Raw genomic sequence first — 10,900 nt, 5'->3', positions numbered from 1 at the left:
GTGAACTCATTCTCCGAAGACCAGCAGGACCCGGCCCGACGGGTTCGGCTCGTCGCTCTCGGCGATGAGCTGCTCGCCGGTGCCGGCGACGCCAAGGCCCTCGGATGGCTCGGACGCGCAGTCGCCCGCCACAACGACGGCCAGGCACGGGTGGACGTGTTCACCGCCGCCATGCCGCGGGAGACCACGGCGCAGCTGGCGGTGCGCTGGCAGGAGGATCTGGAGCGCCTCATCGAGCGGGACGAGGAGTACCCCACCGATCACCGTGTGGTCCTGTCCCTTGGCAGCGCCGATGTGGACTCCGGGCTGTCGCTGGCGCGGTCGCGCCTCAACCTCGCGACCGTTCTCGACGGGTTGGAGCGCTACAAGTTCCCCACGTTCGTGGTGGGCCCGGCGCCGTCGGCCGATCGGGCGAAGACCGAGAAGGTCTTCGAGCTCTCCGGGGCGTTCAACGATGTGTGCGCGCGCCGACGGATCCCCTACGTGGACCCGGTCGCAGCGCTGATGCACCACGAGCAGTACATGGGTGATGTGGCCCGCTCCGAACGGGACATCCCCACGCAGACCGGGTACGGCCTGATCGCCTGGCTCGTGCTGCATTCGGACTTCTCACAGTTCCTCGAACCGCGCTGACGGCGCTGGACTGTGGCACAATAGCGGGGTTGCCTTCGGGCAGCTTCCCGTGATGACAGCACGAAAGGAGTGCGTGATGAGCAAGCGTGGACGCAAGCGCAAGGCGCGTCGTAAGAGCAGCGCCAACCATGGCCGTCGCCCCAACTGCTGAACCGTTCCGGTTCCAGTGCTGAAGGAGCGCCCAGGACGATCAGTCCGGGCGCTCCTTCGTTTCGCTGCTGCGACGCGGCGCTCTCAGCCCTGGCGCCGGTAGGTGATGCGCACTTCGCGGTAGGTGACGCGGATCCTCTCGCGCAGTTCTCGCGGGGCCGGCTCCTCACGGCAGGATGCGCGCAACCGCGCCTGCAGGCGGCGGGCGCGCTCCACTTCGCGTGCACAGTTGATGCAGTCACCCAGGTGGGACTCCAGCTCGGCGATCTCACTGGGGGTCAGGCCCGCGGCGAGCGCCTGGTCCACCCGCGCCCGCAGCCGCGCCGCGGGATCGTCCATGCGCTCCGCAGGACCGTTCATGTGCGCCCCGGGACCGCTCAGACCGTTCGCCGGGTCGTCCGCATTCCGCATGGGCGCGCTCCTCTCTGCTGGCACAGGCCGGGCTGGCATCGGCTGGTCGTCGGGGACAACGCCGCGCGGATCGGATTCATTCCATCGACCAGAGGTGGCTCCGCTCATGCCTCCTCCTCCCCCGGTTCATCGCGCAGGTAGCCACGGCTGCGGGCGTACTGCTCGAGCTGGTCGCGCAGCTGCGCGCGGCCGCGGTGGAGCCGGGACATGACGGTGCCGATCGGCGTCTCCATGATCTCGGCGATCTCCTTGTAGGAGAACCCTTCGACATCCGCCAGATACACCGCCTCGCGGTAGTCCTCGCGCAGATTGTTCAGCGCTTCCTTGATATCCGAGTCGGGAAGCGCCTCCAGCGCTTCGGTCTCCGCGCTGCGCAGGCCGGTGCTCGTGTGGGACTCGGCGCGGTGCAGCTGCCAGTCCTCCACGCCGTCACCGGCGGACTCCTGCGGGCGGCGCTGCTGTTTGCGGTAACCGGAGATGAACGCGTTGTGCATGATCCGGAACAGCCAGGCACGCATGTTCGTTCCCGACCGGAAGGAGTCGCGGGCACGATACGCCTTCGCGTAGGTCTCCTGGACGAGGTCCTCCGCGTCCTGCTGGTGGCGGGCGAGCTTCAGTGCGCCGCCGTAGAGGGAGTCCAGATGGGTGAGGGCTTCGGCTTCGAACTCGTCGTCGCTCAGGGGCTCCGCGGAGCCCGTGGTCGCATGATCCGGCTGGTCAGACATGGTGTTCAGGGGCCGGTTTTGCGACAGTGTTCGGGGTCATGTGCGTTAGGCTATCAGCGACTTCTGTCATAGAGAGAAAACCGTGAGGTAACCATGTCTGTTGTCCGCCGCATCGCTCGCCCGCTGCTCGCAGCCCCCTTCATCGTCGACGGGGCGCGCACCGTGGCGCGTCCCCAGCGCGTCGTCGACGGCCTGCCCGTTGAACTCCCCGAGCTCGACTCCTACGTCACCAGCGCCGGCATTCCGACCGACGCCCAGACCCTCGTGCGCGTGTTCGGCGGCGTTGCAGCCGCTGCGGGTGTCGCCTTCGCCCTGAACCGCGCGCCGCGGTTCTCCGCCGGCGCTCTCCTGCTCTCCTCCACCATTGCGCTCGGCGGTCGCCGCCGCATCTGGGAGCTCGAAGGCAAGGAGCGCCTCGAGGAGCTCGGCCGCATCGCCGGCGATCTCGGTCTGCTCGGCGGCGTCCTGCTCGCCGTCGTCGACACCGACGGCAAGCCGGGCCTCGCGTGGCGCGTGGACCACGCCATCGAGCGCGGCCAGAAGATCGCCGAGAACAAGCGCAAGGACCTGGAGAAGGCGCAGAAGGCGGCTGAGCGCTCGAAGTCCGCGAAGAAGCTCGACAAGAAGCTCGCCAAGAAGATCAAGAAGGCCTGAGGCCCTCTCCTCTTCCCTCACTAAGGACTCCCGATTCACAGTGCAGCACGTTCAGTGGTCCGCCCCTGTCGCTGAAGGGCCCGTGGATGCTCATGTGACCATCCCCGGTTCGAAGTCGCTGACCAACCGCTGGCTGGTGCTCGCCGCCCTCGCCAGCAGCCCGACGCGCCTCACCGGTGCTCTGGCCTCACGCGACTCCCGCCTGATGATCGACGCGCTCACCGAACTCGGCGCCTCGTTCGAAGCCGACGGCGAGACTCTGATCGTCACGCCGATCTCGTTCAACGAGCAGGGCGCGACCACCGAACGCCGCGGCCACGGCCGACGTGCCGCCCGGGACAGCAGTGAGGACCTGCTGACCGACGACCCCCTGGTCATCCACTGCGGCCTCGCCGGCACCGTGATGCGGTTCGTTCCGGCCGTCGCTGCTCTGCATTCCGGCCCGGTGCGCTTCATCGGCGATGACACCGCTGGCGCCCGGCCCATGGCGCCGCTGCTCGACGGTCTCGAACAGCAGGGCGTGCGGATCGACCGGGAGGACCCGTCGGCCTCCCTGCCGTTCACCGTCAACGGCACCGGCAGCCTGCGCGGCGGTGTGGTGGAGATCGACTCCAGCGGCTCCAGCCAGTTCGTCTCCGGGCTGCTGCTCGCCGGTGTCCGCGGCGAGGCGCCGCTGACCGTGCGTCAGGTGGGCGACTCGCTGCCGTCGATCCCCCACATCGATATGACCGTGGCGCTGCTGCAGGCCGCAGGCATCACGGCCGAGCATCGGGTGGTGGACGGCCGCCACGAATGGACCGTGGAGCCGGGCGAATTCGAGATCGGCGACATCACCATCGAACCGGACCTGTCGAACGCGGGACCGTTCATCGCCGCCGCCGTCGCCACGGGCGGCTGCGTCTCGGTCGCGAACTGGCCGGAGCACACCACCCAGCCCGGCCAGGACTTCACCCGCATTCTGCCGATGATGGGCGCCGAGGTGGAGCGCATCGGCAGCGATGTCGAGTTCAGCGGCACCGGACACATCCGCGGCATCGACATCGACCTGTCCTCCGTCGGCGAGCTGACGCCGACGATCGCCGCCCTCGCCGTCCTCGCCGACTCCCCCTCGCACCTGCGGGGCATCAAGCATCTGCGCGGTCACGAAACCGATCGAGTGGCCGCTCTCGCCACTGAACTGCGTCGCCTCGGCGCCGACGTCGTGGAGCACGAAGGCTCCCTGGAGATCACGCCGAAGCCGCTGACCGGCTGCGTGATGGAGACCTATGAGGACCACCGCATGGCGACCGCCGCCGCGATCATCGGTCTGAAGGTGCCGGACGTGCGCGTTGTGAACGTGGCGACCACGCAGAAGACCCTGCCGGACTTCGTGGGCATGTGGCTGTCCATGCTGCACGCGGAAGCGCGGTCCGGAGGCACCTGGTGAGTCGTCGCCCTCGAGGCTCGTACGACGAATCGGATGTGCGCATCCGTCCATCGCGCCGCGGGTCCCGGCCCCGCACGAAGGACCGCCCCGACTTCTCCGACGCCGTCACGGGCCGCGTCGTCGCGGTGGACCGCGGCCGCTGGCGGACCGTCATCGATGCCGGCACGGACGCCGAGCGTTCGGTCACCGCTGTGCGCGCTCGCGCCCTTGGCCGCTCCCCCATCGTTCCCGGTGACGTCGTCGGCATGACCGGCGATACGTCCGGCCGCACCGACACCCTCGCGCGCATCGTGCGCATCGACGAGCGCAGCTCCTTCCTCCGCCGGTCCGCTGACGATGACGACTCCACCGAACGTCCCCTGGTCGCCAACGCGACCCAGATGGTGATCGTGACGGCGCTGGCTGATCCGGAGCCCCGCGGCGGCATGATCGACCGCTGCCTGGTCGCCGCCTACGTCGCCGGCATCAGGCCCCTGCTGTGCCTGACCAAGTCAGATCTGAAGGACCCGTCGGACTTCCTCACCACCTACGCCCCGCTCGGGGTGGAGTACGTGGTCACCCACCGGGAGGCCGACGGGTCCATCGCCGGCCTGGATGAGCTCCGGCAGCGCCTCGGCGGGGAGACCAGCGTGCTGATCGGGCATTCGGGGGTCGGCAAATCCACCCTCATCAACGCGCTGGTGCCCGGCACGGACCGCGCCACCGGCCACGTCAACGACGTCACCGGCCGCGGCCGCCACACCTCCTCTTCCGCGCTGGCGCTGCAGCTTCCCGGCGGCGGGTGGGTGATCGACACCCCCGGTGTGCGCTCGTTCGGCCTCGGCCACGTCACCCCCGAGGAGCTGCTGGGTGCGTTCGCTGACCTCGCGGCCCTGGAGGAGAACTGTCCGCGCGGCTGCACCCATGCCGAGGACGCCCCCGACTGCGCGATGGACGCTCTGGTGGAGCAGGGCGCCGCGGGACCGGCGGGACCGGCGCGGCTGGCGTCGTTCCGCCGGCTGGACGACGCGCTGCGGAAGAACAACCCCTGGGACCTCTGAATCGGTAGGGTGAGCCCATGAGCTCTTCCCTCTCCGACGATCTGCGCCTCGCCCACGTCCTCGCCGACGCGGTCGACCAGAAGACCCTGTCCCGATTCCAGGCCCAGGACCTGACAGTCGAGACGAAGCCCGACCTCACCGAGGTCACCGACGCCGACCGCACCGCGGAGGAGATGATCCGCGCACAGCTGGCCCGGGTCCGCAGCCGCGATCAGGTCATCGGCGAAGAGTTCGGCTCCACCGGGGCAGGCTCCCGCCAGTGGATCGTGGACCCGATCGACGGCACCTCCAACTTCGTGCGTGGGGTGCCCGTGTGGGCGACCCTCATCGGACTCGTCGAGGACGGCGAAGTGGTGGTCGGCGTCGTGTCCGCGCCGGCTCTGAAGCGCCGCTGGTGGGCTGCGAAGGACGCCGGTGCGTTCACCGGCCCACGCCTGTCGTCCGCGAAGCGCCTGCAGGTGTCCGGCGTGGGTTCGCTGGACGCCGCATCGCTGTCGTACTCCGACCTGTCGAACTGGGCGGAGCAGGGGCGCCTGCGCGAGTTCCTCAACCTGATGCAGCGGTTCTGGCGGACCCGCGCGTACGGCGACTTCTGGAGCTACATGCTGCTCGCCGAAGGCGCTGTCGATGCTGCTGCAGAGCCGCAGCTGGCGCTGCATGACATGGCGGCGCTGGTGCCGATCGTAACGGAGGCGGGTGGCCGTTTCACCGACCTCGACGGTGCCCCGGGGCCCTTCGGCGACGGTGCCGTGGCGAGCAACGGGCACCTGCACGAGATGATCCTGGAGGCGCTCGCTCAGCAGGCCTGAGCCGGCAGTGAATCCCCTGGTCATGGGGCCTGTTGCGAGGACCTTCCTCCCCAGGCGCCGCCGCTAGGATGGCAGTGTCCGTTGACCTGCCCGGCCGCCTGATCGCGGCGGCTGTTTCCGGGCACCCATGGAAAGGGAAGATATGACCGTCAAACGCGTTGCACTTCTGACTGCGGGCGGCTACGCGCCGTGCCTCTCGTCTGCTGTGGGAGGCCTCATCGAGCGCTACACCGAGCTCGACCCGAGCATTGAGATCATTGCCTACCGCCACGGCTATTGGGGTCTGCTGTCCGGCGAGAAGATCATCGTGGACCAGACGGTGCGCCGGAACGCAGGTCTGCTGCACCAGTTCGGCGGCTCCCCCATCGGCAACTCCCGCGTGAAGCTCACCAACACCGACGACCTCGTCAAGCGCGGCCTCATCAAGGAGGGCGAGAACGCCCTCCAGGTGGCGGCGGAGAAGCTGAAGGCCGACGGGGTCGATGTCCTTCACACCATCGGCGGCGACGACACGAACACCACCGCCGCTGACCTTGCGGCGTACCTCCACGAGCACGACGCTGAACTGCGCGTGGTGGGTCTGCCGAAGACGATCGACAACGACATCGTGCCGGTGCGCCAGTCCCTGGGCGCCCTGACCGCCGCTGAGCAGACCAGCCAGTTCGCGCAGAACATCATCGCTGAGCACGGCTCGAACCCCCGCATGCTCATCATCCACGAGATCATGGGCCGCGCCTGCGGCTATCTCACTGCTGAAGCCGCCCGCTTCTACCAGCAGTGGCACGCTCAGCAGCAGTGGCTTCCGGAGATCGGCCTCGATGCCGAAAAGTGGGATGTGCACGCCGTCTTCCTGCCGGAGCTGAAGATCGACATCGACCGTGAGGCGAAGCGCCTGAAGGCTGTGATGGACGAGGTCGGCAACGTCAACATCTTCCTGTCCGAGGGTGCCGGCATCCCGGAGATCGTTGCGGAGATGGAGGCGAACGGCGAGGAGGTGCCGCGCGACCCGTTCGGCCACGTCAAGCTCGATACCATCAACCCGGGCAACTGGTTCGCGAAGCAGTTCGCGGACAAGCTCGGCGCCGAAAAGGTGATGGTGCAGAAGTCCGGGTACTTTGCGCGGTCCGCGAAGGCGAATGCAGAGGACCTGCGCCTCATCAAGTCGATGACGGATCTGGCCGTGCAGGTGTCGCTCGAAGGCGGCAGCGGCGTGATCGGCCATGACGAGGGCAACGACAACCGCCTGCGCGCCATCGAGTTCGATCGAATCGCCGGCCACAAGTCATTCAATGTGGAGCAGGACTGGTTCCAGGACGTCCTGGTGCGTGCGGGCCAGCCGTTCGCGAAGGCGGAGCCCAGCGAGGACTGATTCGGGTTCTTGTCTCGCCTGGCTCGGCCAGTCGGGCTCCCTCGGTCCAGTTGGCCTGATGTTCGTGGCGACCTGATGCGCGCGGCGACCCGATGGACGGGCCGACCTGATGAACAGCGCCCCGGTGGTGAATCCGCCGGGGCGCTTCTCTGCCCCCGATGCGCGCACTGCGCAGCCTGCGACCGCCGCACTCCTCCTCCGCACGCTGCGGCCACGCCGAACGATCCGTCTGCACTTTCGGGAAAGTCAGCGCGTACAGCCCCGAATACGTCGACGAATCGACCGGCACAGGCGCGACGGCACCGCGACCAGCCGCTCCCGGGTAAGGGAAAGGCCCTGACCAGATTTCTCTGGTCAGGGCCTTCATCTCGTAGCGGGAGCAGGATTTGAACCTACGACCTCCGGGTTATGAGCCCGGCGAGCTACCGAACTGCTCCATCCCGCGTCGACATGTTCTAATCTACGCGGGCACCCCTCCGATGTCCAACGCGGAGGCGTCAAACGTGAGACAGGAAACTTTCACCTCCGGTTTGCCCGGTTGACGCCCGTCCCCGTCAGCCTACTGCTTCCCGTTGGCCTCGCGGGCGCGCTTGATGGCGTCGTCCATCTTCTTCTGCGCCTCACCGTACGCGGCCCAGTCACCGTCCTTCAGAGCCTTGTCGGCCTCCTTCTGGGCGGCATCCAAGTCGTCGAGCGCCTTCGTGAGGGCATCGGCATCGGCAGGCGCCGGCGCCGCCGGGGACGATGGATCGGCCGACGGGGTCGGCGATGGCGAAGGCTGCGGCGTCGCGCCGTCCTTCGGCTGCTGGCCGTCGGTGCCCGGTGCCGGGTTGGCGCCCTCGACGGCACCGGCTTCGCCCTTGGTGGGCACTTCCGCATCACCGGCGTTCGCACCGGAGTCGCCGCCGAAGACGGCATCCAGTGCCTCATCGAGCGTGTCGGCGTACCCGACCTTGTCGCCGAAGGAGACGAGGACCTTGCGCAGCAGCGGATACGAGGTGCCGCCGCCGGAACTGGAGCTCATCACGTACACGGGCTGCACGTACAGCAGTCCGCCGCCCATCGGCAGGGTCAGCAGGTTGCCGTTGATGACCTCGGAGTTGCCGGTGCGCAGAAGGTTCAGCTCCCGCGACACCTCCGGGTTGGTGTTGAACGTGTTCTGCACCTGGCGGGGTGCGCTCACCGGGTTCGCGGTCGGCAGCACCAGCAGATTCATGTCGCCGTAGCTGTCGGCCGGATTGCCGGCGGTGCTGCCGGTCTCCGAGTCAACGGCGAGGAAGCCCATGAGGACGTCCTGGCCCGCCACCGGGATGTAGCTGGTGGAGACGGAGAAGCGCGGGCCGTCCTGGTTGGGCATCTTCATCGACAGGTACAGCGGCGGCTGAACGACCGTGCTCTGGCCGTCCTTGCTGTTCTGCCCCGCAGCTGCGCGGTTCGGGTCCGGCGTGACCTGCCAGAAGTCCTGCCCGCCGAAGAACTCGTCAGCATCAGTCACATGGTACTGGCCGAGCATGTGACGCTGCGACTTGAACAGGTCCGAGGGGTACCGCAGGTGGCTCATGAGATCCGAGGAGATCTTCGTGGCCGCGCGGTGCGAGGTCGGGAAGACATCGTTCCACGCCCGCAGGATCGGGTCCTCGGTGTCCCAGGTGTAGATCTCCACCGAGCCGTCGAATGCATCCACCGTCACCTTCGCGGAGTTGCGGATGTAGTTGACGTCCGCCTGCCGCTGATCCGCAGTGGCCTGTCCGTTGGTCTTCGCGTCCGTCACCACGGTGTTGAAGTCCATCGACTGCGCGTACGGGTACCGGTCGGTGGTGGTGTAGGCGTCGATCACCCACTTGAGCTTGCCGTCCACCACAGCCGGGTACATCTCGGAGTCCAGCGACAGGTAGGGCGCGACCTTCTTCACGCGGTCGCGCGGATTGCGGTCGTAGAGGATCTGCGACTCGGAGTTCACGTAGCTGGAGATGAAGATGTTGGGTTCGCGGAACTTCACCGCGTACAGGAGGCGCACAAAGGGGTTGCCGATCTTCGGTCCGCCGTCGCCGGTGTAGGTGTTGGAGACCTGGGAGCCGTCGCCCTTGCCGTCGGTACCGCCGGACTGGTAGTCGAACTCCTGCGGGTCCGCTCCCTTCGGAGCACCCACCACGGAGTAGTCCGGCGAGTGCCGACCGAAGTACACCCGCTCCTGGTAGTCACCGAACGGGCCGCTGCCGGGCACGCCCGACTGGAAGAACGACGGTTCGCCGTTCGGCTGGCGCCGGTTGCCGTACGCGGCGGCCACACCGTACCCATGGGTGTAGACCACGTGCTGCGTCACCCAGTCGCGGTTGGCGAGGTTGAGCTTGTCGGGGCGCAGTTCGCGCACGCCGATCACGGTGTCCTGCTGCTTCCCATCGATGTCGTAGCGGTCAACGGAGAGCTGGTCCTCGAAGCCCCAGTAGGGTCGGTTCGCTTCGCGCTGCTCGAAGGTCGGGGACACGACCCCCGGGTCCATGAGGCGGATCTGGGCGGTGGTGGAGGCGTCGGAGCGCAGCGCACCGGCGTCGGCGTCGGTCTTCGCCTCGTAGCGGGTCTCCTTCACCTTGTCGATCTTGTACGCGGCGCGCGTCGCGTCGATGTTGTGCTGGATGTACGGCTGTTCGAGGGCGCGCTCGTTCGGGTCGACCTTGAAGTTCTGGATCAGCGTGGGGTAGGCCATGCCGACGGCGAGCGTGGACAGCACGATGAGACCGGCACCGATGGCGGGGATCTTCCAGTTGCCCTTGATGATCCACAGCAGCATCAGCGCCGCCACGATCAGGGCGGCGACCGCCAGGATCGTCTTGGAGGGGATGAGGGCATTGACATCCGTAAAGGACGCGCCCTCGAACTTTGTGTGGCCGGAGTTCAGCAGATGGTAGCGCTCCACCCAGTGCTGGGCGGCGAGGATCAGCAGGTAGCCGAAGGCGATGATGCCGAGGTGCCGGCGTGCCGCCTTGGTGATGGAGATACCGGATTCCTGACCCCAGGCGATGCCGCCGTACACGAAGTGCCCGGCGACGGCGGCGACGGCGGTGGCGACCACGATGAAGTTCAGCACGGTGAGCGCCATGTCGATGACCGGCAGATGGAACACGTAGAACCCGATGTCGTTGTGGAAGATCGGGTCCGTGGTGCCGAAGTTCTTCGCGTGCATCGCCAGCTGCACCGGCTCCCACGCCCTCGCGGCGGCGAGACCGCCGAAGATGCCGAGAGCGCCGGGGACGGCGTAGGTGATGAGGCGCCGCAGCGGCTCCACAGCCTGACGGAACTGCTCCACCGCCTGTTCTTCGCGGGTGATCGGCGGATGCACCGGCCGATGCTTGTAGGCGAAGCGGAGGGTGAAGAACAGCGGCAGGGCGATGAGGGCGGCGCCCAGGAGGAAGAGGACCACCTGGGTGATCCAGCGGGTGCGGACCACATCGACGTAGCCGAGCTGGCTGTACCAGAGGTAGGCGGTGACGACTTCCGCAGCGATCACCAGCGCGACCAGGAGCGCACCGATGATGAGAAGCGTGATGGTGAGGGGTGTGAACCGGCTCTTGCCGTCCTCCTGCGTTCCCGACGGTTTCGGCCGCGGACGTGATCCGGGTGCGGGGACGGAGAAACTCACTGGCTACCTCATAACTCGCAGGGCGATCTCACAACTGTCCGCGCGC

10 protein-coding genes and 1 tRNA gene are annotated in these 10,900 nt (G+C 67.7%); 7 read left to right on the top strand and 4 right to left on the bottom strand.

Going from position 1 to position 10,900, the window contains the following annotated elements; all coding sequences use genetic code 11:
- Together FHX50_RS01740 and FHX50_RS12430 are read left to right on the top strand one after the other, a co-directional pair.
- Positions 1–633, top strand: a complete 633-nt coding sequence (locus tag FHX50_RS01740) for a GDSL-type esterase/lipase family protein (RefSeq protein ID WP_183373864.1) — start codon at positions 1–3, stop codon at positions 631–633.
- A 76-nt stretch (positions 634–709) separates the two neighbouring features.
- The gene (locus FHX50_RS12430) at positions 710–784 is read left to right on the top strand and encodes a 50S ribosomal protein bL37 (RefSeq protein WP_375544813.1); all 75 of its coding nucleotides are present in this window, start codon (positions 710–712) and stop codon (positions 782–784) included.
- Positions 785–867: 83 nt separating this feature from the next.
- On the opposite strand, the gene FHX50_RS01735 is transcribed toward FHX50_RS12430, so the two are convergent.
- Positions 868–1,194, bottom strand: a complete 327-nt coding sequence (locus tag FHX50_RS01735; RefSeq protein WP_183373862.1) for a hypothetical protein — start codon at positions 1,192–1,194, stop codon at positions 868–870.
- Between the two features lie 104 nt (positions 1,195–1,298).
- Complete coding sequence (locus tag FHX50_RS01730) at positions 1,299–1,919, bottom strand: sigma-70 family RNA polymerase sigma factor (protein WP_183373860.1); 621 nt, start codon at positions 1,917–1,919, stop codon at positions 1,299–1,301.
- Between the two features lie 93 nt (positions 1,920–2,012).
- Here FHX50_RS01730 and FHX50_RS01725 point away from each other — a divergent pair, with 93 nt between their 5' ends.
- The 5 genes from FHX50_RS01725 (at position 2,013) to FHX50_RS01705 (ending at position 7,217) form a co-directional block, all read left to right on the top strand.
- Positions 2,013–2,573, top strand: coding sequence for a DoxX family membrane protein (locus tag FHX50_RS01725; RefSeq protein ID WP_183373858.1), 561 nt, complete (start codon positions 2,013–2,015; stop codon positions 2,571–2,573).
- Positions 2,574–2,613: 40 nt separating this feature from the next.
- On the top strand, positions 2,614–3,999 hold the full coding sequence (gene aroA / locus FHX50_RS01720; RefSeq protein ID WP_183373856.1) for a 3-phosphoshikimate 1-carboxyvinyltransferase: 1,386 nt from the start codon (positions 2,614–2,616) through the stop codon (positions 3,997–3,999).
- Complete coding sequence (gene rsgA / locus FHX50_RS01715; RefSeq protein WP_183373854.1) at positions 3,996–5,039, top strand: ribosome small subunit-dependent GTPase A; 1,044 nt, start codon at positions 3,996–3,998, stop codon at positions 5,037–5,039. The genes aroA and rsgA overlap by 4 nt, the downstream gene beginning before the upstream one ends.
- A gap of 17 nt (positions 5,040–5,056) precedes the next feature.
- Positions 5,057–5,848, top strand: a complete 792-nt coding sequence (locus FHX50_RS01710; protein ID WP_183373852.1) for an inositol monophosphatase family protein — start codon at positions 5,057–5,059, stop codon at positions 5,846–5,848.
- Between the two features lie 142 nt (positions 5,849–5,990).
- Positions 5,991–7,217 carry a pyrophosphate--fructose-6-phosphate 1-phosphotransferase gene (locus FHX50_RS01705; protein ID WP_183373850.1) on the top strand — a complete coding sequence of 409 codons (1,227 nt, stop codon included), beginning with the start codon at positions 5,991–5,993 and terminating at the stop codon, positions 7,215–7,217.
- Between the two features lie 371 nt (positions 7,218–7,588).
- Here FHX50_RS01705 and FHX50_RS01700 read toward each other — a convergent pair.
- Together FHX50_RS01700 and FHX50_RS01695 are read right to left on the bottom strand one after the other, a co-directional pair.
- A tRNA-Met gene (locus FHX50_RS01700) sits at positions 7,589–7,662 on the bottom strand.
- Between the two features lie 114 nt (positions 7,663–7,776).
- The gene (locus FHX50_RS01695) at positions 7,777–10,854 is read right to left on the bottom strand and encodes a UPF0182 family protein (RefSeq protein ID WP_183373848.1); all 3,078 of its coding nucleotides are present in this window, start codon (positions 10,852–10,854) and stop codon (positions 7,777–7,779) included.
- Positions 10,855–10,900 lie beyond the last annotated feature (46 nt).

The organism is Helcobacillus massiliensis, from assembly GCF_014191425.1.
Lineage (GTDB): Bacteria > Actinomycetota > Actinomycetes > Actinomycetales > Dermabacteraceae > Helcobacillus > Helcobacillus massiliensis.
The sequence above is the reverse complement of the archived record's forward strand: the minus strand, read 5'-3'. Positions and strand labels throughout refer to the sequence as shown.